This window comes from Rhizobium sp. N621 (genome assembly GCF_001664325.1).
Taxonomy (GTDB): domain Bacteria; phylum Pseudomonadota; class Alphaproteobacteria; order Rhizobiales; family Rhizobiaceae; genus Rhizobium; species Rhizobium esperanzae.
Genome location: NZ_CP013495.1, coordinates 2,608,183 through 2,633,117, shown reverse-complemented (window position 1 = coordinate 2,633,117; position 24,935 = coordinate 2,608,183). Strand labels below are relative to the sequence as shown.

25 protein-coding genes and 1 riboswitch are annotated in these 24,935 nt (G+C 61.8%); of the genes, 18 read left to right on the top strand and 7 right to left on the bottom strand.

Annotated features, from left to right (window positions below; all coding sequences use genetic code 11):
* The first annotated feature begins 65 nt into the window (after window positions 1–65).
* From AMK00_RS12825 to AMK00_RS12805, 5 genes are all read left to right on the top strand, one after another.
* Window positions 66–326 carry a hypothetical protein gene (locus AMK00_RS12825; RefSeq protein WP_064810594.1) on the top strand — a complete coding sequence of 87 codons (261 nt, stop codon included), beginning with the start codon at window positions 66–68 and terminating at the stop codon, window positions 324–326.
* 143 nt (window positions 327–469) lie between these two features.
* On the top strand, window positions 470–1,576 hold the full coding sequence (locus tag AMK00_RS12820; protein ID WP_064810593.1) for an HlyD family secretion protein: 1,107 nt from the start codon (window positions 470–472) through the stop codon (window positions 1,574–1,576).
* The gene (locus AMK00_RS12815) at window positions 1,566–2,603 is read left to right on the top strand and encodes a DUF2955 domain-containing protein (protein WP_064810592.1); all 1,038 of its coding nucleotides are present in this window, start codon (window positions 1,566–1,568) and stop codon (window positions 2,601–2,603) included. Before AMK00_RS12820 ends, AMK00_RS12815 begins: the two co-directional genes overlap by 11 nt.
* A 105-nt stretch (window positions 2,604–2,708) precedes the next feature.
* Window positions 2,709–2,942 (top strand): DUF2171 domain-containing protein, encoded by a 234-nt coding sequence (locus AMK00_RS12810; protein ID WP_064803238.1) that lies wholly within the window; start codon window positions 2,709–2,711, stop codon window positions 2,940–2,942.
* 80 nt (window positions 2,943–3,022) lie between these two features.
* On the top strand, window positions 3,023–3,208 hold the full coding sequence (locus tag AMK00_RS12805; protein ID WP_020921551.1) for a DUF3008 family protein: 186 nt from the start codon (window positions 3,023–3,025) through the stop codon (window positions 3,206–3,208).
* 15 nt (window positions 3,209–3,223) lie between these two features.
* Here the strand turns inward: AMK00_RS12805 and AMK00_RS12800 are convergent, their stop codons facing one another.
* On the bottom strand, window positions 3,224–3,943 hold the full coding sequence (locus AMK00_RS12800) for an MgtC/SapB family protein (RefSeq protein ID WP_064810591.1): 720 nt from the start codon (window positions 3,941–3,943) through the stop codon (window positions 3,224–3,226).
* Between the two features lie 242 nt (window positions 3,944–4,185).
* On the opposite strand from AMK00_RS12800, the gene greA reads away from it, so the two are divergent.
* Together greA and AMK00_RS12790 are read left to right on the top strand one after the other, a co-directional pair.
* Window positions 4,186–4,668, top strand: a complete 483-nt coding sequence (gene greA / locus AMK00_RS12795; protein WP_064810590.1) for a transcription elongation factor GreA — start codon at window positions 4,186–4,188, stop codon at window positions 4,666–4,668.
* Between the two features lie 129 nt (window positions 4,669–4,797).
* A complete protein-coding gene (locus AMK00_RS12790; RefSeq protein ID WP_064803232.1) occupies window positions 4,798–5,157 on the top strand; it encodes a hypothetical protein in 360 nt (119 codons plus the stop codon).
* 65 nt (window positions 5,158–5,222) lie between these two features.
* On the opposite strand, the gene AMK00_RS12785 is transcribed toward AMK00_RS12790, so the two are convergent.
* A complete protein-coding gene (locus AMK00_RS12785; RefSeq protein WP_064803230.1) occupies window positions 5,223–6,116 on the bottom strand; it encodes a LysR family transcriptional regulator ArgP in 894 nt (297 codons plus the stop codon).
* 100 nt (window positions 6,117–6,216) lie between these two features.
* On the opposite strand from AMK00_RS12785, the gene AMK00_RS12780 reads away from it, so the two are divergent.
* Window positions 6,217–6,825, top strand: coding sequence for a LysE/ArgO family amino acid transporter (locus AMK00_RS12780; protein WP_064803228.1), 609 nt, complete (start codon window positions 6,217–6,219; stop codon window positions 6,823–6,825).
* Window positions 6,826–6,927: 102 nt separating this feature from the next.
* On the opposite strand, the gene AMK00_RS33000 is transcribed toward AMK00_RS12780, so the two are convergent.
* The gene (locus AMK00_RS33000) at window positions 6,928–7,140 is read right to left on the bottom strand and encodes a hypothetical protein (protein ID WP_064814742.1); all 213 of its coding nucleotides are present in this window, start codon (window positions 7,138–7,140) and stop codon (window positions 6,928–6,930) included.
* Window positions 7,141–7,400: 260 nt separating this feature from the next.
* Here AMK00_RS33000 and AMK00_RS12775 point away from each other — a divergent pair, with 260 nt between their 5' ends.
* The gene (locus tag AMK00_RS12775) at window positions 7,401–8,300 is read left to right on the top strand and encodes a LysR family transcriptional regulator (RefSeq protein WP_064810589.1); all 900 of its coding nucleotides are present in this window, start codon (window positions 7,401–7,403) and stop codon (window positions 8,298–8,300) included.
* Window positions 8,301–8,399: 99 nt separating this feature from the next.
* The gene (locus tag AMK00_RS12770; protein WP_011425752.1) at window positions 8,400–8,555 is read left to right on the top strand and encodes an entericidin A/B family lipoprotein; all 156 of its coding nucleotides are present in this window, start codon (window positions 8,400–8,402) and stop codon (window positions 8,553–8,555) included.
* 45 nt (window positions 8,556–8,600) lie between these two features.
* Here AMK00_RS12770 and AMK00_RS12765 read toward each other — a convergent pair whose 3' ends face one another.
* Together AMK00_RS12765 and AMK00_RS12760 are read right to left on the bottom strand one after the other, a co-directional pair.
* A complete protein-coding gene (locus AMK00_RS12765; RefSeq protein WP_064803224.1) occupies window positions 8,601–8,948 on the bottom strand; it encodes a hypothetical protein in 348 nt (115 codons plus the stop codon).
* Window positions 8,949–8,980: 32 nt separating this feature from the next.
* Entirely contained in the window at window positions 8,981–9,979 is a 999-nt protein-coding gene (locus tag AMK00_RS12760) for a glycine betaine ABC transporter substrate-binding protein (protein WP_064811709.1), read from the bottom strand.
* Window positions 9,980–10,628: 649 nt separating this feature from the next.
* Here AMK00_RS12760 and AMK00_RS12755 point away from each other — a divergent pair.
* Together AMK00_RS12755 and AMK00_RS12750 are read left to right on the top strand one after the other, a co-directional pair.
* Entirely contained in the window at window positions 10,629–12,098 is a 1,470-nt protein-coding gene (locus AMK00_RS12755) for a cobyric acid synthase (RefSeq protein ID WP_064810588.1), read from the top strand.
* Between the two features lie 395 nt (window positions 12,099–12,493).
* The gene (locus tag AMK00_RS12750) at window positions 12,494–13,666 is read left to right on the top strand and encodes an adenylate/guanylate cyclase domain-containing protein (RefSeq protein WP_335720568.1); all 1,173 of its coding nucleotides are present in this window, start codon (window positions 12,494–12,496) and stop codon (window positions 13,664–13,666) included.
* Window positions 13,667–13,673: 7 nt separating this feature from the next.
* Here the strand turns inward: AMK00_RS12750 and AMK00_RS12745 are convergent, their stop codons facing one another.
* The gene (locus tag AMK00_RS12745; RefSeq protein ID WP_064810586.1) at window positions 13,674–15,464 is read right to left on the bottom strand and encodes a chloride channel protein; all 1,791 of its coding nucleotides are present in this window, start codon (window positions 15,462–15,464) and stop codon (window positions 13,674–13,676) included.
* Between the two features lie 226 nt (window positions 15,465–15,690).
* Window positions 15,691–15,839: riboswitch (cobalamin riboswitch) on the top strand.
* A gap of 439 nt (window positions 15,840–16,278) precedes the next feature.
* Between AMK00_RS12745 and cobU the strand changes: the two genes are divergently transcribed.
* Genes cobU through cobO form a run of 4 tightly spaced genes read left to right on the top strand, consistent with a single transcriptional unit; the run spans window position 16,279 to window position 22,592 of the window.
* Window positions 16,279–16,788, top strand: a complete 510-nt coding sequence (gene cobU / locus AMK00_RS12740) for a bifunctional adenosylcobinamide kinase/adenosylcobinamide-phosphate guanylyltransferase (protein WP_064810585.1) — start codon at window positions 16,279–16,281, stop codon at window positions 16,786–16,788.
* A gap of 6 nt (window positions 16,789–16,794) precedes the next feature.
* The gene (cobW, locus tag AMK00_RS12735; protein ID WP_064810584.1) at window positions 16,795–17,850 is read left to right on the top strand and encodes a cobalamin biosynthesis protein CobW; all 1,056 of its coding nucleotides are present in this window, start codon (window positions 16,795–16,797) and stop codon (window positions 17,848–17,850) included.
* A gap of 3 nt (window positions 17,851–17,853) precedes the next feature.
* Window positions 17,854–21,957: a cobaltochelatase subunit CobN gene (gene cobN / locus AMK00_RS12730; RefSeq protein WP_064810583.1), complete on the top strand. Its 4,104-nt coding sequence runs from the start codon at window positions 17,854–17,856 to the stop codon at window positions 21,955–21,957.
* Window positions 21,957–22,592, top strand: coding sequence for a cob(I)yrinic acid a,c-diamide adenosyltransferase (cobO, locus tag AMK00_RS12725; RefSeq protein WP_064810582.1), 636 nt, complete (start codon window positions 21,957–21,959; stop codon window positions 22,590–22,592). The genes cobN and cobO overlap by 1 nt, the downstream gene beginning before the upstream one ends.
* 6 nt (window positions 22,593–22,598) lie before the next feature.
* On the opposite strand, the gene AMK00_RS12720 is transcribed toward cobO, so the two are convergent.
* The gene (locus AMK00_RS12720; protein WP_064803212.1) at window positions 22,599–23,384 is read right to left on the bottom strand and encodes a TSUP family transporter; all 786 of its coding nucleotides are present in this window, start codon (window positions 23,382–23,384) and stop codon (window positions 22,599–22,601) included.
* 99 nt (window positions 23,385–23,483) lie between these two features.
* On the opposite strand from AMK00_RS12720, the gene AMK00_RS12715 reads away from it, so the two are divergent.
* Window positions 23,484–23,903, top strand: a complete 420-nt coding sequence (locus tag AMK00_RS12715) for a cobalamin biosynthesis protein (RefSeq protein ID WP_064810581.1) — start codon at window positions 23,484–23,486, stop codon at window positions 23,901–23,903.
* Between the two features lie 70 nt (window positions 23,904–23,973).
* Window positions 23,974–24,924 (top strand): nucleoside hydrolase, encoded by a 951-nt coding sequence (locus AMK00_RS12710; RefSeq protein WP_064810580.1) that lies wholly within the window; start codon window positions 23,974–23,976, stop codon window positions 24,922–24,924.
* Window positions 24,925–24,935 lie beyond the last annotated feature (11 nt).

Sequence of the window (24,935 nt, the reverse complement as noted above, 5' to 3'; positions counted from 1 at the left end):
CATGAAGATCGGGAGCTGGCACACGCTGCAGTGGCGGCGTCAGCTATGCCGTCAGGGAGCAAACCATGGAGGAGGGCGTGACAGCAGTCCGTCGGCATTTTCCGGCCAGAGCCAGGACGATCGATGATCTTGCCGCCCGCAGTGAAGACTTTCGGGAAATCTGCAGGGACTTTGCCGACGCCGGACTGGCGATGGAAAGATGGAGCGTCTCGGCCGATCCGAAGCGTGCCGAACGCGTTGCCGAATACCGGGAACTGATCGCGGAGCTTCTCAAGGAGATAGAGGGCGCGCTCGACAAGGCTTCGGCGCCGCCATCCGCTGACTGATCGATGCGGTCGATACGGGGGCCAGCCACCGCAAGGCGTATGTTACGGTTACTTACTTGCGCTCTACCCTTTCGGCCACGACCATCGCGAGAGACAGCCGGCGCTGAAACTCCGGGCTTCACAACGCTTTCGAGGGTACTGTCGTGGTTTCCGAAAATTTGGACGAACCTGTCATTTCCTCGACACCCCGGAATCCATTGCGCAACATAGCTCTCACGGTCGTCCTGCTGGCGCTGGCTCTGTTCGTCCTCTCCATTTTTATGGAGCGGCGCACGCCGTCGACCTCTCAAGCGCAGGTCCAGGCCTATATTGTCGGCATCGCGCCCGAGGTCACCGGCCGGGTCGTGGAGGTCGGGGTCGCTGACAATTCGCGCGTCGAGGCCGACCAGGTTCTCTTCCGGATCGATCCGGAGCGTTATGAGCTCGCGGTCAATGAGGCCGAAGCCGCGCTTGCAAGCGTCGGCCAGTCGATCGGAGCGTCGACCGCGGCCGTCGATGCGGCACAGGCCAAGCTCGTTCAGATCGAGGCTGACCGGGACAATCTGCGCGATCAGTATGCCCGGGCGACCGAGCTGGTGAAGCGCGGGGTCTTTTCCAGGGCCCGGTTCGACGCGGCCAAGTCCGCCTATGATCAGGCCGAGGCTTCCGTGTCGGGGGCGCGAGCCGACCTCGTCAAGGCCAAGGAGCAATTAGGCCCGTCCGGCAACGACAATCCGCAGCTGCGTGCAGCCCTTGCCGGATTGGAAAAGGCCCGGCTCGATCTGGTGCGGACGACCGTTCTGGCACCGTCAGACGGTGTCGTCACCAATCTTCAACTCACCATCGGCAAGGTCGTTTCGGCCGGCCAGCCGGCGATGACCTTCATCGATGCCGGCACCATCTGGATCAACGCGGCATTCAAGGAAAACAGCCTGGAAAAGGTCGCCGTCGGCAACAGAGCGGACATCCTCTTCGACGCGCTTCCCGGCCGGCTGTTTCCTGCAACGGTCGAGAGCGTCGGGTTCGGCGTATCGCAAGGCAGCACCGACCCGAGTACCGGGTTGCCGACGATCCGCAATGATAGCGGCTGGGTCCAGGAGCCACAGCGGTTTCCTGTCCGGCTGAATATCGAGGAGGGGCAGCGGCCGAAAGGCGGGGTACGCTACGGCTCTCAGGCGACCGTCGTCATCTATACGGGTGACAACCCGGTCACCAATGCCTGGGGATCGCTGTGGATCCGCATCATGTCGGTGCTGACCTATGTCAGCTGACGGGGAGCAGAAACGCAAAGGGTTGCGGGTCGCCTTCGCCGTCTCGATCGGCTTCACCCTGGCAGTCCATGCCGGTGCTGTCCTGCCTTTCCTCGGTCCGCTTGTTGCCGCTCAGTTTCTCCTTGGAAGTTCGCGGCCCATGCCGCCTGGCAAGACCATCGGTGCGGCGATGATCATTGTCTTTGCCGGTATGGCGATGATGGCCTTGACCGACTTGCTCGGCGAACGTCCGGTACCTTTCCTGCTGATCCTTGGGCTCACCTATTTTGCGTGCTTCGCGCTACAGTCGGCGGGACGGGGGCCAGCTGTTTTCCTCGTGCTCGTCGTATCGATCATCGTGCCTCTCCTCGGCATCCTGAACAAGGAACTCGCGAGTTCGATCCTTTCGATCCTGGTTGCGGGGGTTTTGTCGGGCGCGGTTCTGATGTGGCTCGCCTATGCGATCTTTCCCGAACCGGTCTCTCCGGGGAGCGAAGCGGCCGCTGTCGAAGAACGGCCGCCGGCCTTGCTTCGGGCTCTGGCAAATGCCTTCATCCTTCTGACGTCGGTCGTCATCTGTCTGACGAGTGACAATCTGAGCGCTGCGGCAGTCATTCCCATAACCGTGGCGTCGCTGCTCGGGCAGCTCAACGTTGCCGCAAGCGCGCGGGCGGCGATCGGAATGGTGCTCGTCAATTTCCTCGGCGGCGTGCTGGCCTCCGTTGCTTATGCCGCGCTATCGCTGCGCCCAAGCCTTCTCTCGATTTTCCTAATCCTGCTGGTCGTCGCTCTGCTCATCGGAGGGCGCGCTGCCGCTCGCTCGAAGGATGCTCGCGTGTTCGCTGGCATCCTGACGATATTCCTTATTCTGTTCGGTCTCGGGGTATCTCCGCTGCCGGGAAGCGCCGCGGAATCCTTCGCGAGCCGTATTGCCTATGTCGCGGCAGCCTTAATCTATGCGCTGCTCCTGTCGGCGATTCTGTGGCCGCCGGCAGAAGGAAGCCGGCTGCATCAGGCCGCTCTTAAGCCGGATGTCGATGGCCGATAGAGAGCCGTCGTCATGTCCGTGAGCGTGCGGCAAAAAGCTTTGGAACCATGTCCCTCCCACGCCGTTGCCGCTTGGTAACTGCCAATGATGCAAAAGGAGGAAACGATGATTTCCGCAGATCAGATCCGTGAACATATGGAAGTGCGGGCTGCCGACGGCGCTCACGTCGGAACGGTGGATCAGCTTGACGGGCCGACCCGCATCAAGCTGACGAAAACCGACTCGGAGGACGGCAAACATCATCTGATTCCGCTCGATTGGGTCGATCACGTCGACGCCCATGTTCACCTGTCGAAGAGTGCCCGAGATGTCCGCAGCCAGTGGGCCACCATCAATTAAGGAGTGAGAGGCTGCGGCTCAGGCTGCGGCCTCGTCCTGCAAGGGGGCCCCATTCCTCGTCCGGACGAGAGGAGATCGAAATGCCAGCCAAATCCAAAGCCCAGCAGAAGGCGGCAGGTGCCGCACTTTCAGCCAAACGCGGAGAGACGCCCAAGAAGGAACTCAGGGGCGCTTCGAAGCAGATGGAAGAATCCATGAGCGAAAAACAGCTTGAGGAATTCGCGTCGACCAAGACCAAGGGCAAACCCGAGCATGTCTCGAAATGATCGAGCCCACGAGACCTATGTCGAGGTCGAAAGCATGGAAAATCCCGCGACATGATAGGCCTCTGAAAGGGCGTCGAAAATCGCGCGGGCGGAGCCGTCACGGTCTTTAGCCATCCAGCGCAGTTCGAACGTGACACCAGGGCGGCCCTCGCTGGTCTGCCCAAAAGAAACGAACTGGGCAGTGCAACCCAGCGGTCCAAGCACCTCAGACAGTTCCGGCAACTCGGCTTCGGTGCCGTGAATGACGAGTGTTGCCTTCTGTTCGCAACGCAGCCATAGATCCAGCTGCTTCATCGGCGACAAGACGATGAAGGCGACGGCGGTCGCCACCGTCCCCGTCAGGATCTGGCCGCCGCCGAAGCAGAGACCGACGACGGTCATGAACCACATAGTCGCGGCCGTGGTGACGCCGGTCATCGTGTCGCCACGTCTCAGAATCGCGCCGCCGCCGATGAAGCCGACGCCCGTCAGCACGCCGAGGGGAAAGCGCAGCACGTCCATCTGCGTGAAATAACTAAAGGTCTTTCCGTAGGTCGATAGAAGGAGGTTTGCCTGGATCATCGCCAGGCATGCGGCAAGAGCCACCAGGATCGTGGTCCTGAATCCCGCCGGGTGACCGCCGCGCTCGCGGTCGAGGCCGATGAGACCGCCCGCGACCACCGTCAGTACGATCCGTAAGGCGATCTCCCACCAGCTTGGCGTCAGCGGCATCGCATCTGTCAGGAATGAAGGCATGATCTGATCCTGACTGTGTTGCCGCTCTTTCGCTGCCGGCCGGGCATTCGTTCCTCCTGCGCTACAGTGCATCCGGATGAGATAAACGCAATGTCGGCCCGGACGTTCCGGAGCCTCGGGCTGCAGACTTTTGCAACAGGGCAAGATTGGCGGTTTGTCGGCGGTCGGTGTATGTATGGTTTCGGACTGGGACAATCCCCACTGACCATAAGAGCTCGTAGCGTCTAAAACGGAGTCATTGATTGGCCGTTGCCTTCACCAAGGAAGAGAGTTTCGAAACCGCTTCGGAAACCCTGTTGCCGGACCGGCCAATTTCGCCGCATCCCAACCTCGTCACGGAAGCGGGATTGAGGGCTCTCGAACTGCAGTTTCAGCAGGCGCGCGCGGCCTATGATGCGACGAGCACCATCGAAGACGTAAACGAACGGCGGCGCCAGGCTGCCAATCCTTTACGTGATCTCCGATATTTATCGGCCAGACTTCGCACGGCCCAGCTCATGCCTGACCCACCGTCAGCCGACGTGGTTGCCTTTGGTAATACGGTCACTTTCAGCCGCGACGACGGGCGCGTGCAGACTTATCGGCTCGTCGGAGAAGACGAAGCAGATCCCAAGGCGGGATCGATTTCCTACGTCTCTCCGGTGGCGCGGCTGCTGATGGGCAAGGCTGTCGGCGATGTGGTGGAGACAGGCGGCCAGAAGCTGGAGGTTATCGCCATTTCCTAGAGAAGATCGTCAAAATATGCCGAGTTCGGAACGCTGAGATTATTATCATGAAAATGGTACCGGATGGTACTTTATTTATCGGATGTTTACGCCCCTGGGCTAGACGGTGACATTCCGTCATCGAAGGTCATGTTCATGGTCAGCCCAATTTCCAGTTCTGCATCCACCATCTTGAGTTCAGCCGCTTCGACCTCGTCTTCCGGTTCATCTGATCAGCTTGTCTCTCTTGAGGCGCAACTTGCCGAAAAGCAGGCAGCCCTATCGCAGACGCAAGACCAGCAGGAAAAGGCGACGATCGAAAAATCGATCGAGACGCTGGAAGCCAAGATTGCCAAGCTCGAATCTCGCGAGAGCAGCCAAACTCAGTCGTCTGCCGCATCAAAGCCCGTCGGCGAAGCTCCGAAAGAGCTTTCGGGCGAAAGCCAGCGTATCGGCACCAAGAATTTTGACGAGACCAGCGGGTTCGGCAGCCGCACGGCCTATGTGTGATCGCTCCAACCGACTAAATCCGTCTGCCGGGGCGGAGCCTGGAGAAGCGGCATGCCTGACGGCAATTAAAGACGGCGCTTCGCCACGGCGACGACTTCGCGCGTCAACTCCGCTAGGCGCTCGGCGCCGAGGCGGTTTATCTGCCAGTAGAGTGGGACGTCCAGTGGCGTGTCGGCAACAAGTTCGACGAGCCGCCCCGATGCGAGATGAGCGCGGGTAAGCTGGGTCGGGTTCATTCCCCATCCCATGCCGGAAAGAGTGGCTTCGACGAAGCTTTGCGGCGAGGGCAGCCAATGTGTGGGGTAGTCCAGATCTTGGCCAAAGGTTTGCCTTACCCAACTGCTCTGAAGCCTGTCCTTTTGATTGAAGGTCAGGGCCGGAGCGTTGCGGATCGCCTCCGATGTCACGCCGTCCGGGAAGTGGCGGGCGACAAAATCGGGTGTCGCGGTGGCGTTGTAACGGAGAGTTCCAAGGGCGAAGCGCCGGCATCCCCGGATCGGCTTCTCCAGACTGGTGACGGCTGCGATCACCCGTCCGCGCTGCAGCCATTCGGCGGTGTGATCCTGGTCGTCGACGGCGACATTCAACAGATAGGACGAGGTTTTGGAGAAATTCGACATGGCCTCCACGAACCATGTGCCGAGGCTGTCGGCGTTGGTCGCGATCTGTAGCGTGACCCTTTGGCGTGGCTCGTCGGGATTGACGAGAGCCGGAAGCTGCCCGAAAAGCTCGGCCTCCAGCATGCCGACATTCTCGACGTGACGACAGAGCCATTCTCCCTTTTCGGTCGCCGTACAGGGGGTGCCTCTGGTGATCAGGATGACGCCGAGGCGTTCTTCGAGCTGCTTCACCCGTTGCGAGACAGCCGACGGTGTCACGTTCAACACGGTCGCCGCCCTTTCGAAGCTGCCGGTCTGGACGACGGTTGCAACGGCGCGCAGAGCGGGATAATCGAGCATGGATTAGTTTCGCTTAATCAAGATAAGACAGACTAATTAGACTAAGCCAACTTCAGGCGATACCGCAACTGCATCGAAGCTGAGAGCGGTTGCCGAAACGATGAATATTTCGATTTATGTCACGGGCCTGCTGATGGGCCTCAGCCTGATCGTCGCAATCGGCGCGCAGAACGCTTTCATCCTTCGCCAGGGCCTGCGCAATGAACATGTCCTCGCCGTCTGCCTCACCTGCGCCCTGTCTGACGCCGTACTGATTTTGCTCGGCGTGACCAGCCTCCGGCAGATTGCCGGATTGCTGCCTTGGCTCGATCCGGTCATGCGTTACGGGGGAGCCGCGTTTCTGGCCTGGTACGGAGCCAACAGCCTCTATTCCGCCTTACGGTCGTCCGCTGTGCTCACAGCAGCGGAAGCCGAAACGGCAAGCTTTTCCCGGACGCTTGCGACCTGCCTCGCGCTGACTTGGCTTAATCCGCATGTCTATCTCGACACGGTCGTGCTGCTCGGCACGATATCGACGCGCTATCCGGGACAGCAGGCTTCCTTTGCCGCAGGCGCCGTGACAGGCTCCTTCCTGTTCTTCTTTGCGCTCGGATATGGCGCAACATGGCTGCGGCCGATCTTTTCCAGGCCGGCCTCCTGGCGGATGCTCGAGACGCTCGTCGCGGCGACGATGTGGATTATCGCCTTCAAGCTGATAGGCGGGATGTGAGCCGATCGCCGTATGAGGCCATCGGCCCGTGCCGTATCGCCGAGTTCGAGCGGCAATGTCTGCAGAGGGCCCGAGTGTTCTGATCCGAGCCAAAGATCCGCGTTATGCACGCGATTCCACGATCCTCAGACCCCGCTTCGGTCGAGCGGCCGCGTTGAGGAGCGGCAACTCGATTTCACGCTGGCAATCAGCCAGCAGGTGCGACGGAAATCGCTTCAACTCCCGCAGCGCATGTTCGTGGTTCGCATCCCTGCGCCGACGCGATTTGAATGCGGAAAGGGCCTGTAGGATAGTCCAGGTGCTTTTGTGCGCCACGTCGAGTCTCCTTTGCTGTTTCCGATAAGAAGACTATGGGATGCACTTGATGTTCAATCAAATGAAATGAAATGGCATTATAAATCAGAAAAATTGAATGGCGCGGAGAGGAGTGCGGTCAGACATTTTTTATTCCGGCGGATTTCCGATACGGGGACCGGGCATTGTGCAGAGACCGTAGGGCCTTGGGCGGTTTGATTGACATTCAGCCAAATAAAATGATATGCGGTTAAAGATCAGAAAAATTGAAAGATGCGACGATGAGCCTTCCCTTTCGCCGTCCCATTCCTTTGCTTGACAACGATGTGCTGCGCACCTTCGTCGCCATTGCCGAGACGGGCAATTTTTCCACCGCCGCCGAAGCGGTATTCCGCACGCCTTCGGCGGTTTCCATGCAGATCAAGAAGCTCGAGGAGCAGCTCGGCGCAACGCTGTTTTTACGCGATGCCCGCTCGGTGACGCTGACGCGCCATGGCGAAATGCTGCTTTCCTACGCCCGCAACATCCTGGCGCTGTCGAACGAGGCGGTGTCGCGCTTCATCATGCCGGAATTGACCGGTGTCGTCAGGCTCGGCGCACCGGAGGATATCGGCGAGCGGCTGCTGCCGAGAATCCTCAAGAGTTTTGCCGAAAGCTACCCCGGCATCATGGTCGACGTGACGATCGACATGAGCGTCGGGCTGAAGAAGCGCATGGAGGAGCAGCGGCTCGACCTGGCGCTGATCAACTGCGCGACCCGGCCGTTTCCGACCGGTGGCGAAGTGGTGTTCCGCGAGCGGCTGGTCTGGGCCGGCGCAAGGTGCGGCTCGGCGCATCGGCGCGATCCCCTGCCGATTTCGATCTGGGAGGATGGCTGCATCTGGCGGCAGGAGGCACTTGCCCAGCTCGAACGCAACAAACGGCCTTATCGCGTCGCCTATCTCAGCGGCCATACGATGGCGCAACGCGCCGCCGTGCTCTCCGATCTCGCCATCGCGCCGCTGCCGCTCTCCTATGTCAGCGAGGACATGACCATCCTCGGCATGCAGGAAGGACTGCCGGAGCTCGGCTCCTTCGATATCCGCCTGCTGACCGCCTCGCAAATGTCGGGACCGATCGAGACGGTAGCCGACAGCATCCGCAGTGCTTTTGCCGAAAGAGCGAAGGCCGTCGCCGCTTGAGGACGTCTTTCTCCCGCTGAACCTTTTGTTCCCTTGTGCGTTATCGGCGCGGATGGCATGAGTGCCGTTCGGGGTTGATTTCAAACAAGGATATTCGAAATGACGACAACGGCCAAAATTGCCGCAGCCTTCATGGTTCTTCTTGCTCTTTCCTCCTGCGGCAACACAATCCGCGGCATGGGAAAAGACACGGCGAACGCCGTCAACGCCACCCAGGATGCCGGCCGCTCGGTCGACCGGGCTGCGAGGAAGTAATCGGCCGGCCGCTTTGCCGGATTGAACAGGCTATCCGAGGCCGGATCAAGGCACCGCAGGATATGCCTTTTCGAGACCGCCGGATCGGCTCAGACCGGTCCGGAAGGCTTGGTAGGCGGGATGCTGGCTCGATCGGGCGGTTTCCGTCAGCCGTATCTGCAGGCGATGCGGCGCCTGGGTCCCGAGCCACAGTCCGAGATTTTCGAGCTTCAGCGAGTTCAGGAAGCGCGATTCCGCGGCATGATCGAGATGGCGTCGCAGGCCGTCGAGCAGGTTGTCGTCCTGGGCGGCGTTTTCCATGAGCAAGGCCAGATATGACTTGTCCGCTTCCGACAGCGCGGCGAGCTTTTCCGCAACGGTATCGCGGTCGGGGAAGGGAACGTTGCCTGTCATTCGAATCGTCCGGTCATTGGTGTCATCTGCCGTTATAAGCTCGCTTTGACTTTTTCGGCTACATCGGCCGGCACCCATTTCATCCATAGGTTCTCGTAATTGCGCAGAAAATAGATAGCGGCATCCTCGTTGCTTTCGCGATTTTCATCCTGCCAGGCGAGCACCTGGTTGATCGTCTCATTGTCCCATTTTCGGGTCCTGAGATAGGTCGTGACAGGTCCGGCGCGGCTGGCGAAGGACCTGGTCATCAGCGTGAAGGCGCGCGAGACCGGATAGGAATTGAGCTCAGGCCTGATACAGCCGACAACCGCAGTGCAGCGGTCCCATTCGGCCTTGTTGTGACTGACGCCGAAGCTCAGCCGCGTCATGTCGTATTTGCCGAGGATAGCGGTCGGCGCCCAGTAATAACCGAGCCAGCCGATCTTGTTGTCGAAAGCACGGGCGATCGAGGCGTCGAGCCGCTGGGGACTGCCGGTCTCGACGAGTTCGAAGCCTTTTTTGTCGGCGGCGAGGGCCTTGAAGAGGTTGGTGGTCGATACCTGGCAGCTCCAGTCGGCGGGACAGTTGTAAACCGCGCCTTTCGACGGATCATCCTCGGCTGGAAAGAGCTCGGGGTGCTTCAGCGCGTCCTCGACCGAGCGAATATCGGGATTGGCGTCGGCAATGAATTTCGGGATAAACCAACCCTCGACCGCGCCATCGGCGAGTATCTCGGCGCCCTGCACCAGCCGGCCGGTGTTGATGGCCTGATCGAGCAGCGCCCTGACGGAATTGATCCAGTATTCCGAAGCGATATCGGGGGTGCCTTTCTCATTCATCGAGGCGAAGGTCGGAAGGGTGTCACCGTCGACGATGGTGACGGAACAGCCATAGCCCTTTTCTAGGATGATCTTGTCGAAGTTTGCGGCAATGCCGGCCGAGGCCCATTTCATCTCGGCGATCGAAACTTTGCCGCATTCGGCGGCTTCGACCGGCGCGGTCGCGCTAAAAAGAGCCGCGGCAAAGACGGCAGAAATCAAAAGCGTCTTCATCGTCTTCCCCGAATTGTTCTTAGGCAACGTGCTGCCGGGATTCAGCTGGCGGCGATGCCGCAACTGGCTTTTCCCGTTCACGGGCGCCGTCCTACCGGCTCCTGCAACTCGTCGCAGACCAAATTTGGCAATGGCGTATTTTTTTTGAAGCCTACGCGTTCGCTCGCAGAAATCAACCGTCTTCCGCTCGTGGTTGCGGTACTAAATTATTGAATTCGAAGAATATAGTTCGTAGCTGAAATTTCCCCGGATCGAAAATGGACGCTGTTTGCGAACGCCGGCGCAATGGTGGCGGAAATTCCGCCTGGGCAGATCAAAAAAAGTCGAAATTAACATTTGCGTAAGCCTTCAATAACTCTCCGGTAAGAATGTGCCGTTATCTGTTGGGGCGTGGCGGCAACGACCGCTGCTTCTCCGGTTCAGGTAGTGCGTACCGGAGAAAGCGAGCTTCGCCGTGTAGGGGCGAAGACGCCTGAGTTTTCGGCAAACCGCGCAGAGCCAAGGCCATGCGCGGTTTTCGCGCTTTCACAAGAATATCCGAAGTCTTGACCCGGGATCGGCGGCCATTGTAGGCCTCCGGCTAGTGCATCGGCCCGAAAAATCCGAACCGATTTTCGGACGCGCGATGCCTTAGGGAAAGGCGGCCGCCATGGCAAGAGCGATCATGCTGCAGGGAACCGGCTCGGATGTCGGCAAGACGGTGTTGGTGGCTGGTCTCTGCCGGCTGGCGGCCAATGCCGGGCTGACCGTGCGGCCGTTCAAGCCGCAGAATATGTCGAACAACGCGGCGGTCGCCGATGCCGGCGGCGAGATCGGCCGGGCGCAATGGCTGCAGTCGCTCGCCGCCCGAACGCCGTCCTCGGTTCATATGAACCCGGTGCTGCTCAAGCCGCAATCGGAAAGCGGCAGCCAGATCATCGTGCAGGGCAGGGTGTTCGGACAGGCGAAGGGGCGGGATTATCAGCGGCTGAAGCCGCAACTGCTCGGCGCCGTACTCGAAAGCTTCGATAAGGTGTCTGCCGGCGCTGACCTCATCATCGTCGAGGGCGCCGGCTCGCCGGCAGAAATCAATCTCAGGGCCGGCGACATCGCCAATATGGGCTTTGCGACGAAAGCGGGCGTGCCCGTCGTGCTCGTCGGCGATATCGACCGGGGCGGCGTCATCGCCTCGCTGGTCGGCACGAAGGCGATCCTCGACGAGGGCGATCGAGCGATGATCGCGGGCTATCTCATCAACAAATTTCGCGGCGACATCTCGCTGTTCGACGACGGTATCCGCGCCATCGAAGGCTTCACCGGCTGGCCCTGCTTCGGCGTCGTGCCGTGGCTGCAGGCTGCCGCGCGTCTGCCGGCCGAAGATTCGGTCGTGCTCGAGCGGCTGGCGAGGGGCGGTGCCGGGGCGCTGAAGATCGCCGTGCCGGTGCTGCCGCGCATCGCCAATTTCGACGACCTCGATCCGCTGAGGGCGGAGGCGGATGTCGAGCTGGTCTTCGTGCGCTCAGGCGAGCGGCTGCCTGCCGATGCGAGCCTCGTCATTCTTCCAGGGTCGAAATCGACGATAGCGGACCTCGCCGATTTCAGAGTTCAAGGCTGGGACCGCGATCTTGCGGCACATGTCCGGCGCGGCGGGCGGGTGATCGGCATCTGCGGCGGCTATCAAATGCTCGGTCGCATGGTGCATGACCCGCGCGGCATCGAGGGCGGCACGAACGAGACGCCGGGGCTCGGGCTTCTCGACGTCGAAACCGAGATGGCGCCTGAGAAGACCGTGCGCAACAGCCATGCCCGCTCGACCGAATATGACGCGCCGCTTTCCGGCTACCAGATCCATCTCGGCATCACCCGCGGCCCGGATTGTGTCAGGCCTTCCGCGATCGTCGACGGCGCGCCCGATGGAGCGGTTTCGGCGGATGGGCGGATCATGGGCACCTATCTACACGGGCTCTTCGGGAGCGATGCCTATCGCGCCCGGCTGCTGGAAAGCTTCGGGCTTTCCGGCGGACAGGGGAACTACCGTGAGAGCGTGGAGCGGGCGCTTGATGAGGTTGCCGGGGAACTGGAGCGCTGCCTGGATGCGCGGTGGTTGGGTGAATTGCTGGAGGTCGGGAGAATTTACTGAGCGCAAGGGCAGTGAAGAGTGAGCCGTATGGCCCCCTCATCCGACCCTTCGGGCCACCCTTCTCCCCGCCGGGGTCTGCCGGGGCGAAGAGGGGAGCAAGCCGCCGACCATCGTTTTCCTACCGTAATGGTCTCAAATGGGAGCGAGGCGCTGCCCCGAGTCCCTTCTCCCCGGCGGGGAGAAGATGCCGGCAGGCAGATGAGGGGGCCACACGGCGCATACCTATCTGTATTCTCTATCACATAATTCGCGCGGGAGTAGTATCGCAATGCGAAGCAGGCTAATAAGTAGTGTGTGCGGCTAGGCCCTTTCGGCACCTGTCCTGTTGTTCCCGGCACCGGCCTCGATGGTGACGCCCATTCCAGGTTTCCCATCCTCATGCGGAGGTTTCCAAAATTAAAGATCATATCCAGTGGGTTATAGAGCAGGGAATCACCAGCGAGCATATCGGCGATCTCGTCGCCGGCCTGTGTGAACGGCTGATCGCGGACGGGTTTCCGATCTGGCGCGCAAGCATCCGCATGCCGTCCCTACATCCGATGTATCGCGGCATCGCCGCCAATTTCATGCGGGGCGGTGAGACTGTTCTCGAGAATGCGGAGCACGGCAGCGAGACCGAGCGCAACTTTGAGAAGACGCCGATATTCTATCTTCTGAACCGCGGTGAGAAGACGGGGCGGTGGAACCTGGCGAAAGGCGAGGGTCTCCACTATGGCGAGCTCTACGAATTTGCGCTTGCCGGTGGCACGGACCATGTGGTCAATCTTTTCGAGTTCCCGAAGGAAGTCGCGCTGCGCGGGCTCGGTTTCTCTCTAACGAGCGATTCTCCGGGCGGATTTTCAGATGATCAGCTGGCGATCATCGATGAACTGTTCCCAGCGCTGGGGCTTGCCGCTTACCGTGTCGCGGTTTCCAAGACCGCGACCGATATCCTCGCCGTCTATACCGGCGCCAGGACGAGCGCGCGCATCCTTGCCGGTGAAACCCGCAGGGGGATGGGCGGCTCCATCGATGCCGCCATCCTGCTTGCTGACCTCCGCAACTTCACGGCGCTGACCGAGGCCTATCAGCCGGGGGAGATCGTCGGCTTTCTCAACGAGCACTTCGAACTGATCGACCGGCACGTCGAGGAGAATTCCGGCGAGATCCTCAAGTTCATGGGCGATAGCGTGCTGGCAATCTTTCCGACGGACACCGAGGATCCGCAAATGGCTTGCAAAGCCGCATTGGCTTCGGCGCAGAACCTGCTGAGGGCAAACGAGGAGCTCAATCGCGAACGGACGCTGAATGGTGGCCCCGATATCGGGATTGATGTCGTCTTGCATCTCGGCGAGGTTTTTTACGGAAATGTCGGTGCCCAAGGCCGGCTGGACTTCACCGTGATCGGCAGGGCCGTCAACGAGGCTTCGCGGCTTGAAAAGCTGTGCGGAGCGCTTGAGCAGCCGCTGCTGCTGTCGGAGAGCTTCGCAGCGACCTGCGCCGTGCCCTGCGACTATCTCGGGTCTTTCGAGCTGCGTGGCGTTTCCAAGAGAGTCGACGTCTTCAGGCTTGCCGGCGCCGCTTCTTAAGGCTCGCTCAAATCTCGCCCGACACCTCGCGGCGGCGGCGGTCGAGTTCTTCGCTGTAGCGGCGCAGCGTGTGGCTTTCGCTGAGCTGTCCCACCACCTTGCGCTCGATCAGATTGTTGACGACGGCGAGCGCTTCGCTTTCGCTCTTGTCGAAGATCGCCGCCGCCTGCTTGGCATTCATCTGCGGCTGCAGGAAATCATTGCGGTAGCGGACGAAATCGGCAAGCGTCTGGCTCTCGTCCTGGGCGTCGGTCGGGTTGGCGTAGATCTCAGGCACCAGCACGAGACCGGCATATTTGTCGTTCTCCTCAACGAGAATGACGCGTTGGGTTGAGCCGATCGGGAAGGTCTTCTTGAACTCCTCCAACGAGATATCGGCCCTTGCCGTTTTCACGTCGGCGCGCATCAGCTTGTTCACCGTCAGATTGCGGATCCAGCCAACGTCGTGGGCGCTGCGGATGCTTTCGCCGCGCAGGTGGAAGCGCCATGTGGCAAAGGAGTAGCCGAAGGTCGAGCGCACGACGAGCGAGGAGGTGATGACGGCGGCAAGAACCAGTGCCGTGATCGGAAAATCACCGGTGATTTCGAGCGCCAGGAAGGTCATCGTCAGCGGCCCGCCAATGACGGCGACCGACAGGGAACTCATCCCGACCACGGCATAAATGACCGGCGTCAATGTCGCATCGGCGAAATAGGGAGCGCAATAAGCAAAGAGCTTGCCGAGCAGGGCGCCCATGAACAGCGAGGCGAAAAACAGCCCGCCCCTGAAACCGGAGCCGATCGAGATCGCCGAGGCAAGGGATTTCAGGAGGAAGAGACCGATCAGCGCCGGGATCGCCACGTCGCGGGACAGGTTGAGATGCAGCGCGCCGTGGCCGGCCGAAAGAACCTGGGGGGAGATCATGGCGAGAAGCCCGACGATGATGCCGCCGAGCGCCGGGCGAAAGGGCGGGGCGATCGAGCTTTTGCGCGCCACCTCCTCGATGAAGGCTACGCCCTGCATGAGGAGAATGCCAACGCCGGCGCAGAAGACGCCGAGCAGCAGCGCCGGGATATAATCGGCCGGCACGACCGAGCCGAAGCTGCCGATATCGATGGTGAAATCGCCCTCGACAAGCAACCTTGCGATGAGGGTTGAAACGAGGGCGGAGACGACGACCGGGGTCAACGACACGATGGTATAGGTGCCGATGATCAGCTCGAAGGCGTAGAAGGCGCCCGTCAGCGGCGCGTTGAAGGCGGCGGCGATGGCGCCGGCCGCGCCGCAACCGACGAGGATGCGCAGGTCCGAGCGGCGTAGCTGCAGCTTCAGGCCGAATTTGGAGGCGATGCCGGCGGCGAGCTGGGTATAGCCGGCCTCCAGGCCGACGGAGGCGCCGAAGCCGTTGGAGATCAGGTTCTGTACGGCAACGATGATGCTATCGGTCAGGGAGAGGCGGCCGCCATGCAGTGCGTTCGCCTCGATCGGGTCGACCATTGGTTTCTTGCGCCGTTTGGCGAGGACCAGGAGCAGTAGGCCGAGCAGGGCGCCACCGATGACGGGGGCGGTGAGCAGCAGCATCTTGTCCTCGATGGCAGACGCGCTCAGCCTGTCGCTGTCGGCGATGCCGAAAACAAGCTGGTGCAGTTGGTTGGAGACATAGCTCATGCCGGTCACGGCAAGGCCCGAAGCGATGCCGACGATGGCGCCTGTCAGCGACAGGCCAACTTCGCTGCGGCGCGTCAGCGCACGCAGCCGCCCCGGATCGAAGAAAACACGCAGCGTGCGCAGGCGGCGCCGATCCAATTTCATAAGCATGGCTAGACAACTAGGCGAGGAGAGGCCGGGTCAAGGGCGGAGGTGCGGTTGCCTTGCAACGCAATTGCGGCGAAAAGCCGACCGGCGGGTCAAATATTTATGACGTAAGCATCTGATAAAAGACGATATTTCCGGTAGAGTCAGTGGTGTTGGCTGGCCTTTCGCGCAACGTTGCGGGAAGGTGTTTGCGAAGGTCGGTTGACTTCACCCGCCGGCTTGCCTAACCATCCGAGGAATAACGGATGGTTCCGGATCGGCATTTCGCTTTCCGGATGAAAAGGGAATGTGACGGGGCGGACCCACATCGGGCGCCTTCATCACAGCCGACCCCGCGACTGTAGAGCGGTCAGGGTCTTCCATCCGGCATCGAACCCTTTCGGCTGGCGGGCTGCAATCGTGCAGGCGGGTGGGATGGGCGACATGCCGGAAAAGCCACTGGAAATGCATGGTGATCAACCGGGGTCGGACGCCTCTATCTCTACGAATCGTCCACCTTTTCATCGAGGCAGCCGGGAAGGCGAGGCAGATCCGCTGGCACGATCAGGGGCGACCGGGCTTCCGGTTCGCCCCGATCGCCGCCGATAACCGCGAGCCAGGAGACCTGCCTTCCGTGCCGGGCGAAAAGCCCAACCCTGGGCAAGAGACCCGCTGCCAGCACGGAGGTTGTTTTGGCTGAACGAACGAATTCAGTGCCGCCTGCGGTGGTGCGATACAGTGGCGGCGGTGCGGTGATTTCGGCCGCTTATGTCGAGTATGCGGGTGTCACAGCCTCGACGGCTAACGGCCACATCTTCTCTCCGAAGGCCGCTTCAGTATGACCACCACCCTCATCCTCGGCGGCGCGCGCTCCGGCAAATCCCGTTTTGCCGAAAATCTCGTTATGGCAAGCGGCCTCGAGCGCCACTACCTCGCCACCGGCCGTGCCTGGGACGAGGAGATGCGGACGCGTATTGCCCAGCACAAGGCCGATCGCGGCCCCTCCTGGACGACGCATGAGGAGCCCCTCGATCTCGTCGAGAAGCTTACCGCCATCGACGGCGAGAGGCGCATTGTGCTGATCGACTGCCTGACGCTCTGGGTGACCAATCTGATAATGGAGGAGCGAGATATCCCAGCGGAGTTTACGGCGCTCGCCGATTTCCTGCCTAGCGCCAGGGCGCGGATCGTCGTTGTTTCCAACGAGGTTGGCCTTGGCATCGTGCCTGACAATCGAATGGCGCGCGATTTTCGCGACCATGCCGGACGGCTGCACCAAATAATCGCGGCGAAGGCCGACGAAGTCTATTTCATCGCGGCCGGTCTGCCGTTGAAAATGAAGGGTTGAAGTTCCATGAACCAGCAGAAAATCCCCGCAACCGTCATCACCGGCTTCCTCGGCGCCGGCAAGACGACGATGATCCGCAACCTGCTCACCAATGCCGGCGGCAAAAAGATTGCGCTTATCATCAACGAGTTCGGCGATCTCGGTGTCGATGGCGAGGTGCTGAAGGGCTGCGGCGCGGAGAATTGCAGCGAGGACGATATCATCGAACTCACCAATGGCTGCATCTGCTGCACCGTCGCCGACGATTTCATCCCAACGATGACGAAGCTTCTGGAGCGCGAACAGCGGCCCGACCATATCGTCATCGAAACCTCCGGCCTCGCCCTGCCGCAGCCGCTGGTCGCCGCCTTCAACTGGCCTGATATCCGCACCCAGGTGACCGTCGACGGCGTCATTACGGTGGTCGACAGCGCGGCCGTTGCCGCCGGTCGTTTCGCCGACGACCATGATGCGGTCGAGGCGGCGCGTAGCGAAGACGACTCGCTCGATCATGAGAGCCCGATTGAGGAGCTGTTCGAAGACCAGCTCACATGCGCCGATCTCATCGTGCTCAACAAGACCGACCTGATCGATGGCGATGGCCTGGGCCGCGTGAAGAGCGAAGTTGCCTCCCGCGTCGCCCGCAAGCCGGTCATGATCGAGGCCATGAATGGCGAGGTGCCGGCCGGCGTGTTGCTCGGCCTCGGCATCGGCACGGAAGACGATATCGCCAACCGCAAGTCCCATCACGAGCTGGAGCACGAGGAAGGGACGCCGCACGACCACGACGAATTCGACAGCTTCGTTGTCGAACTCGGCGCCGTTTCCGATCCGACAGGCTTTGTCGAGAAGCTGAAGGACATCATCGCTGAGCATGACGTGCTGCGCCTCAAGGGCTTCATCGACGTTTCGAACAAGCCAATGCGCCTGCAGTTGCAGGCCGTCGGCAGCCGCATTGACCAGTATTTCGACCGCGCCTGGGCAGCGGGCGAGGCGCGCCGCACGCGCCTTGTCGTCATCGGCTTGCACGAAATGAACCAGGACGCGGTGCGCAAAGCGATCGAAGCGCTCATTCAGGGATAATCGATGCATCTGCTTCTGGCCCAGCAGGGAACGATCAGCGACGGCGAGGAGGCGATCGACCTCGGCCAGTCGCCGGGCGATATCCTGTTCCTGTCGGCTGCCGACACCGAGCTTGCCGCGATCGCGGCCGCCTATCGCGAGTGTGAGGGGATGTCGCATTCGCTGAGGCTCGCGAACCTGATGAGCCTCAAGCATCCGATGTCGGTCGATACCTATGTCGAGCGAACGGCCCGGCACGCCAAGCTGATCGTTGTGCGGGCGCTGGGTGGGGCGAGCTACTTCCACTATGCGCTGGAGGCGTTGCATGCGGCGGCAACCCGCAACGGTGCGCTGATCGCGGTGTTGCCTGGCGATGCCAAGCCGGATGCCGGGCTGGTTCCTTTCTCCAATGTTGACCTCGACGATCTCAACGCGCTCTGGGCCTATCTGATCGAAGGCGGCGACGCCAATGCGCGGGATTTTCTCACTTATGCATCGGCGATGCTGTCAGGGGCGGAGAAGCCGGCGCCGGCCGCGCCTTTGATGAAGGCTGGCATCTGGTGGCCGGGGCGGGGGCTGGTTGGAACTGAGGAGTGGAAGAGGCTGGTTTCTGGCACTTCTGCGGAAGCACCCCCCTCTGTCCTGCCGGACACCTCCCCCACAGGGGGGGAGATCGGCAAGGAGCGAGACCGTCGCCCTACATCAGTTGTTTGGAGAAGCCCTGTCGGCGACTCGATCTCCCCCCTTGTGGGGGAGATGCCCGGCAGGGCAGAGGGGGGTACCGCACGCGCGGACGAAGATAAGGGCGAACATTCGACGGAAAAGGTGGATACCGAACTTACGATCCGCTCTATCGTCGCCATCGCGTTCTACCGCGCCCTCGTCCAAAGTGGAGAAACCCGACCCATCGAAGCCCTGATCGAGGCGTTGCAAGCGCAGGGCCTGCACCCGCTGCCGGTCTTCGCCTACAGCCTCAAAGACCCCGTCTCCAAAGGAATCCTCGAATCCATCTTCGCCCACCTCAAGCCCCATGTCGTCATCAACACCACAGGCTTTGCCGTCTCCGCCCCTGGTGCCGATCGCGAGCCGACCGTGCTTGAGGTCAATGACGCCATCGTGCTGCAGGCAATCCTGTCGGCCTCGTCGCGGGACGCCTGGGAGGCTTCGTCTCAAGGTCTGTCGGCGCGCGACCTCGGCATGAATGTGGCGCTGCCCGAAGTCGACGGGCGCGTATTGGCGCGGGCGGTGTCCTTCAAGACGGCGGCGCGTTACGACACGGCTGTCGAGGCGAACATCGTCGCCAGCCTGCCCGATGCCGGTCGAGTGCGCTACACGGCGGAGCTCGCCGCCAACTGGGCGCGGCTGCGCGGGACGCCCGCCAATAGGAGGCGCATCGCCCTCGTTATGGCGAATTATCCGAACCGCGACGGCCGGCTCGGCAACGGCGTCGGGCTCGACACGCCGGCCGGCAGCATCGAGGTGCTTCGGTCGATGGCGGGTGCGAATTATCCGGTCGCCGATGTTCCGGCCGACGGCGACGCGCTGATCCGCCATCTGATGGAGGGGCCGACCAATTCCGGGCATGACGACCGGGTCATCCGCGAGGCTCTTTCGCTCAGTCGCTACAAAAACTTCCTGGAATCTCTTCCCAAAAAGATTCAGGATGAGGTGAGGGCGCGCTGGGGTGAGCCGGAGAACGACCCCTATTTTCGCGACGGCGTCTTCGCCCTGCCTTTCGCCCGTTTCGGCGGCGTCTTGGTCGGCATCCAGCCGGCGCGCGGCTACAATATCGATCCGAAGGAGAGCTATCATTCGCCGGATCTCGTGCCGCCGCATGGCTATATTGCCTTTTACGCTTTCCTGCGGCGCGAATTTGGCGCCGACGCCGTTATCCACATGGGCAAGCACGGCAATCTCGAATGGCTGCCGGGCAAGGCGCTGGCGCTGTCGGAGACGTGTTATCCGGAAGCGATCCTCGGGCCGTTGCCGCATCTCTACCCCTTCATCGTCAATGATCCGGGCGAGGGCACGCAGGCCAAGCGCCGCACCGCCGCCGTCATCATCGACCACCTGACGCCACCGTTGACGCGGGCCGAAAGCTACGGGCCGCTCAAGGATCTGGAGGCGCTGGTCGACGAATATTACCAGGCCGCTGGCGGCGACCCTCGCCGTATCCGGCTGCTCAGCCGCCAGATCCTCGATCTCGTCACCGATATCGGGCTGGATCGGGATGCGGGGATTGCGAAAGGCGAGAGCGAAGGTGAGGCGCTGAAGAAGCTTGATGCCTATCTCTGCGATCTGAAGGAGATGCAGATCCGTGATGGGCTGCACGTGTTCGGCGTGTCGCCGGAGGGGCGGCTGCTGACGGACTTGACCGTGGCGCTGGCGCGGGTGCCGCGCGGGCTCGGCGAGGGCGGGGATGCGAGTCTGCAGCGGGCGATTGCTGGGGATGCTGTGAGAAACCCCTCCCCAACCCCTCCCCACAAGGGGGAGGGACTTACCGCTGCGCCCGCGGCAATCTCTGCACTCAAAGATGATGTGGAGGCGGCGCGTCCAGCAAGCCCCTCCCACCTCTGGGGAGGGGTTGGGGAGGGGTCTGTCTTCGACCCACTCGACTGCGACATGGCTGCTCCTTGGGTCGGGCCACGCCCGGCTGTCCTCGCAGATATCCTCGACGCCCCCTGGCGCAGCAACGGTGACACCGTCGAGCGCATTGAACTGCTCGCCGCCAAGCTCGTTTCCGGTGAAATGGGGTGCCCAACTCTCTGGTCTCAAACCAGATCGGTGCTCTCCGAGATTGAAACTCATCTCAAACCCTCCATCCTCGCCTGCGGCCGCGCCGAGATCGATGGGCTGCTCAAAGGCCTCGACGGTCGCTTCGTCGCCCCCGGACCCTCCGGCGCCCCGACTCGCGGCCGGCCCGACGTGCTGCCGACAGGCCGCAATTTCTATTCGGTCGACAGCCGCGCCGTGCCGACGCCGGCCGCCTACGAACTGGGCAAGAAGTCGGCCGAACTACTGGTGCGCCGCTATGTTCAGGATCACGGCGAGTGGCCGGTCTCTTTCGGGCTGACGGCCTGGGGCACGTCGAACATGCGCACCGGCGGTGACGATCTCGCTCAGGCGCTAGCGCTGATCGGCGTCAAGCCGCTCTGGGACATGAGTTCGCGCCGCGTCACCGGCTATGAGATCATATCGCAAGCAGTGCTCGGGCGGCCGCGCGTCGATGTGACGCTCCGGATTTCCGGCTTCTTCCGCGACGCCTTTCCCGAGCAGATCGCCCTGTTCGACAAGGCGATCCGGGCAGTCGGCGCGCTGGAAGAGGATGCGGCTGACAATCCGATTGCCGGGCGTATGCGCGGCGAGACGGCGCGGCTCGCTGCGGCTGGGCTCGATGAGAAGACGGCGGCGAAGCGGGCGGGCTATCGCATCTTCGGCTCGAAGCCTGGCGCCTACGGCGCGGGCCTGCAGGCACTGATCGATGAAAAGGGCTGGGAGCGGCGTGCCGATCTTGCCGAGGCCTATCTCGTCTGGGGAAGTTATGTCTATGGCGCCGGCGAGGAAGGCAGGGCCGAACGCGGCCTGTTCGAGGAGCGGCTGCGCTCGGTGCAGGCCGTCATTCAGAACCAGGACAATCGCGAGCATGACCTGCTCGACAGTGACGACTACTACCAGTTCGAGGGCGGCATGGCGGCGGCGGCCGAGCAGCTCGCCGGTACACGCCCCGCGATCTATCATAACGATCATTCCAGGCCCGAACGACCTTTGATCCGCTCGCTCGAGGAGGAAATCGGCCGCGTCGTGCGCGGGCGCGCGGTCAATCCGAAATGGATATCGGGCGTCATGCGCCATGGCTACAAGGGTGCGGCCGAGATCGCCGCCACCGTCGATTATCTCTTCGCCTTCGCGGCGACGACGGGCGCGGTCGGCGCGCATCATTTCGAGGCGGTCTATCGGGCCTTCGTCGCTGATCCGGGCGTGCGTGGCTTCATGATCGAGAAGAACCCGGCGGCATTCGATGAGATGAGAGAGCGACTGCGCGAGGCGATCGATCGCGGGCTCTGGACGCCGCGCAGCAATTCGGCCCGGTTCGACCTGGCCGCTACGAAACTGAATGAGGTGCACTGATGAGCGACGAGATCCCAGAAAACGAATCGGCCAAGGATGATGCGCGCCACGCAGAGAAGATGGCGAAGAAGAAGGCTGCGCGCGACAAGATCATGGCGACCAAGACGGACGGCAAGGGCCTGATCATCGTCCACACCGGCAAGGGCAAGGGCAAATCGTCGGCTGCCTTCGGCATGATCTTCCGTCACATCGCCCACGGCAAGCCGTCGGCCGTCGTGCAGTTCATCAAGGGCGCGATGTGGACCGGCGAGCGTGATCTGATCGAAAAACATTTTTCCGATCTCTGCCAGTTCCACACCATGGGCGAGGGCTTCACCTGGGAAACGCAGGACCGGGCCCGCGACATCGCCGCCGCCTCGGCGGCCTGGGAAAAGGCCAAGGAGCTGATCCGCGACGAACGCAATTCCATGGTGCTGCTCGACGAGATCAACATTGCGCTCCGCTACGATTATCTCGATGTCAACGACGTCGTCGCCTTCCTGAAGAATGAGAAGCCCGCCATGACGCATGTCGTGCTGACAGGGCGCAACGCCAAGGAAGACCTGATCGAGATCGCCGATCTGGTGACGGAGATGGAACTCGTCAAACATCCCTTCCGCTCCGGCATCAAAGGGCAGCCGGGTGTGGAGTTCTAATTGCGGCTAAACGCCGAGCCAGAGCCGCAGCGGATTTGCGGGATCGGCGAGTAGCTTAACCGCCAAGGCGACGCAGACGATCACGAGCAGCGGCTTGATCAGCTTTGCGCCGATGCGCATGGCAAGCCGTGAGCCCACTTGTGCGCCGAGGAATTGGCAGACGCCCATCAGCAGGCCGATTTTCCAGAGGATCGCGCCAAAGCTTGCAAAGACGATCAGTGCGCCGAAATTCGAGCCGAAATTCAAAAGTTTGGTGTGGGCCGTCGCCTTCAGCACGCCGAAGCCGGCGAGGGTGACGAAGGCGAGCATGAAGAAAGAGCCGGTGCCAGGGCCGAAGACGCCGTCGTAGAAGCCGATGGCCGGCACAAGCGTCAAGCCGAAGGCGAAGGGCGTGATGAGACGGTGTCTGTCGAGGTCGTTGAGATTAGGCTTGACGGCAAAGAAGATCGCGATTGCCAGCAGCAGCACAGGCATGATCGCTTGAAGCACCTGTCCTGGTACGATCGTCGCAAGGGCGGCGCCGAGTGCCCCGCCCATGAGCGCCATCAGCGCCATCGGCAGCTGTTCGGAAAGCTCCACATGGCCCTTGCGGGCGTAGGCGAGCGTCGCGGAAGCGGCACCGAAGATCGATTGCACCTTGTTGGTTCCGAGCGTCTGCAGCGGCGGGATGCCGGCGATCAACATGGCGGGAACGGTGATGAGACCGCCGCCGCCGGCAATGGCATCGACGAAACCGGCAAAGAAGGCAGCCGCGCAGAGCAGCAGAAGCAGATGGAGGGCAATGTCAGGCAAGATGCTATTCCAGAAAGGCTTTCAGCCGGTCTTGTTGCATTTCCCTCTCCAAGCTGCAATGGCTGCAAGGACACAGCAAGGGCACATTCGGCTGCTTCCATGAGCGACATTTCTTTCACTCCGGCACGGCGCCATGTGCTCGGTCTTGGCTGCGAGCGCGGGACGCAGCCTGCGGAGGTGTTGGCGCTCGCCGTCGAGGCGCTCAAGGCCGCCGGTATCGTCGCGGATGAACTCGCCGCCATTGCTTCTATCTATAGCCGCCGGCAGGAGGCGGCAATCCTCGCAGTTGCCAGGCATCTTGCCGTGCCGGCCCTATTTTTCGACGCTCCGCGGCTGGAACGGGAAACGCCGCGGCTTAAAAATCCCTCGGCCGTCGTCTTTGCTCGCGTCGGCTGCCATGGCGTTGCGGAATCGGCAGCACTTGCGGCGATCGGTGACAATGCCGAACTGGTGCTTGGCAAAATCAAATCGGCGCAAGCGACGGCGGCGGTCGCCCGCGGCGGGTTGCAGAAAGCCTGATGGTCGTTATGGTGGCGGCAATTCGCGGCGCCAACCGGCAGCTTCGCGATTCACATTTAGAGGACATATCATGCACAAGGTCATTTACGACACTGACCCGGGCGTTGACGACGCCATGGCGCTTCTCTTCCTGCATCGCCATCCAGAAATCGATCTGATCGGTATCACCACGGTTTTTGGCAATGCATCGGTCGAGACGACGACGCGCAATGCGCTCTTCCTCAAGCGCGAATGGAATATTCCCGCGCCCGTCGCCAAGGGCGCCAGCGTCACCATCGATGCCTCACGAGCGGAGCGGGAATGGCCTTCCATGGTGCATGGCGACAACGGTCTCGGCGATATCGAGGTGCCGGCAGCGATCGACCTGCCGCTCGATCCGCGCCCGGCGCACCGCTTCATCATCGACACCGTGCGTGCCAATCCTGGCGAGGTGCGCTTGGTCGCGGTCGGGCGAATGACCAATCTGGCGCGGGCGTTGAAGGAAGACCCGGAGATCGCGACCCTGGTCAAGGACGTCGTCATCATGGGCGGCAATTTCTATGTGCCCGGCAATGTCTCGCCGGTCGCCGAGGCCAATATTCACGGCGATCCCGAGGCCGCCGACATCGTCATGACCGCGCCCTGGAAAGTCGCAGTCATCGGCCTCGACGTCACCTCGATCACCACGATGAGCCGCAGTTATCTCGGCAGGATGGGGGCCGAGGGGGATGGCGCCGTGAAAATGCTCGATGCACTCTCGCAGTCTTACATCGACTTCTACAAGCATGCGGTCGAGGACGGCATGATGGTGCATGACAGCTGCGCCGCAGTCTACGTCGTGGCGCCGGAACTGTTCTCGTCGATATCGGGCGCGGTGCGTGTCGTCTGCGGCGGCATTGCCGACGGGCAGACGATCGTCAAGCCGGATGGCCGCCGCTTCCCGCCCGGCGATTGGGACGATCGGCCGAGCCAGATCGTCACCACAGGGATCGAGTCGGAAAAGGTCCTGAAACTGATCCGCGATACGCTGCTTCGCGGCTGAGCGCCTTGAAG

What these genes read in the sequence shown, in the direction of transcription:
- AMK00_RS12825 (WP_064810594.1), top strand. Translation starts at nt 66, where the DNA reads ATGGAGGAGGGCGTGACAGCAGTCCGTCGGCATTTTCCGGCCAGAGCC.
- AMK00_RS12815 (WP_064810592.1), top strand. Translation starts at nt 1,566, where the DNA reads ATGTCAGCTGACGGGGAGCAGAAACGCAAAGGGTTGCGGGTCGCCTTC.
- AMK00_RS12810 (WP_064803238.1), top strand. Translation starts at nt 2,709, where the DNA reads ATGATTTCCGCAGATCAGATCCGTGAACATATGGAAGTGCGGGCTGCC.
- AMK00_RS12805 (WP_020921551.1), top strand. Translation starts at nt 3,023, where the DNA reads ATGCCAGCCAAATCCAAAGCCCAGCAGAAGGCGGCAGGTGCCGCACTT.
- AMK00_RS12800 (WP_064810591.1), bottom strand. Translation starts at nt 3,943, where the DNA reads ATGCCTTCATTCCTGACAGATGCGATGCCGCTGACGCCAAGCTGGTGG.
- AMK00_RS12790 (WP_064803232.1), top strand. Translation starts at nt 4,798, where the DNA reads ATGTTCATGGTCAGCCCAATTTCCAGTTCTGCATCCACCATCTTGAGT.
- AMK00_RS12785 (WP_064803230.1), bottom strand. Translation starts at nt 6,116, where the DNA reads ATGCTCGATTATCCCGCTCTGCGCGCCGTTGCAACCGTCGTCCAGACC.
- AMK00_RS12780 (WP_064803228.1), top strand. Translation starts at nt 6,217, where the DNA reads ATGAATATTTCGATTTATGTCACGGGCCTGCTGATGGGCCTCAGCCTG.
- AMK00_RS12775 (WP_064810589.1), top strand. Translation starts at nt 7,401, where the DNA reads ATGAGCCTTCCCTTTCGCCGTCCCATTCCTTTGCTTGACAACGATGTG.
- AMK00_RS12770 (WP_011425752.1), top strand. Translation starts at nt 8,400, where the DNA reads ATGACGACAACGGCCAAAATTGCCGCAGCCTTCATGGTTCTTCTTGCT.
- AMK00_RS12765 (WP_064803224.1), bottom strand. Translation starts at nt 8,948, where the DNA reads ATGACAGGCAACGTTCCCTTCCCCGACCGCGATACCGTTGCGGAAAAG.
- AMK00_RS12760 (WP_064811709.1), bottom strand. Translation starts at nt 9,979, where the DNA reads ATGAAGACGCTTTTGATTTCTGCCGTCTTTGCCGCGGCTCTTTTTAGC.
- AMK00_RS12755 (WP_064810588.1), top strand. Translation starts at nt 10,629, where the DNA reads ATGGCAAGAGCGATCATGCTGCAGGGAACCGGCTCGGATGTCGGCAAG.
- AMK00_RS12745 (WP_064810586.1), bottom strand. Translation starts at nt 15,464, where the DNA reads ATGCTTATGAAATTGGATCGGCGCCGCCTGCGCACGCTGCGTGTTTTC.
- cobU (WP_064810585.1), top strand. Translation starts at nt 16,279, where the DNA reads ATGACCACCACCCTCATCCTCGGCGGCGCGCGCTCCGGCAAATCCCGT.
- cobW (WP_064810584.1), top strand. Translation starts at nt 16,795, where the DNA reads ATGAACCAGCAGAAAATCCCCGCAACCGTCATCACCGGCTTCCTCGGC.
- cobN (WP_064810583.1), top strand. Translation starts at nt 17,854, where the DNA reads ATGCATCTGCTTCTGGCCCAGCAGGGAACGATCAGCGACGGCGAGGAG.
- cobO (WP_064810582.1), top strand. Translation starts at nt 21,957, where the DNA reads ATGAGCGACGAGATCCCAGAAAACGAATCGGCCAAGGATGATGCGCGC.
- AMK00_RS12715 (WP_064810581.1), top strand. Translation starts at nt 23,484, where the DNA reads ATGAGCGACATTTCTTTCACTCCGGCACGGCGCCATGTGCTCGGTCTT.
- AMK00_RS12710 (WP_064810580.1), top strand. Translation starts at nt 23,974, where the DNA reads ATGCACAAGGTCATTTACGACACTGACCCGGGCGTTGACGACGCCATG.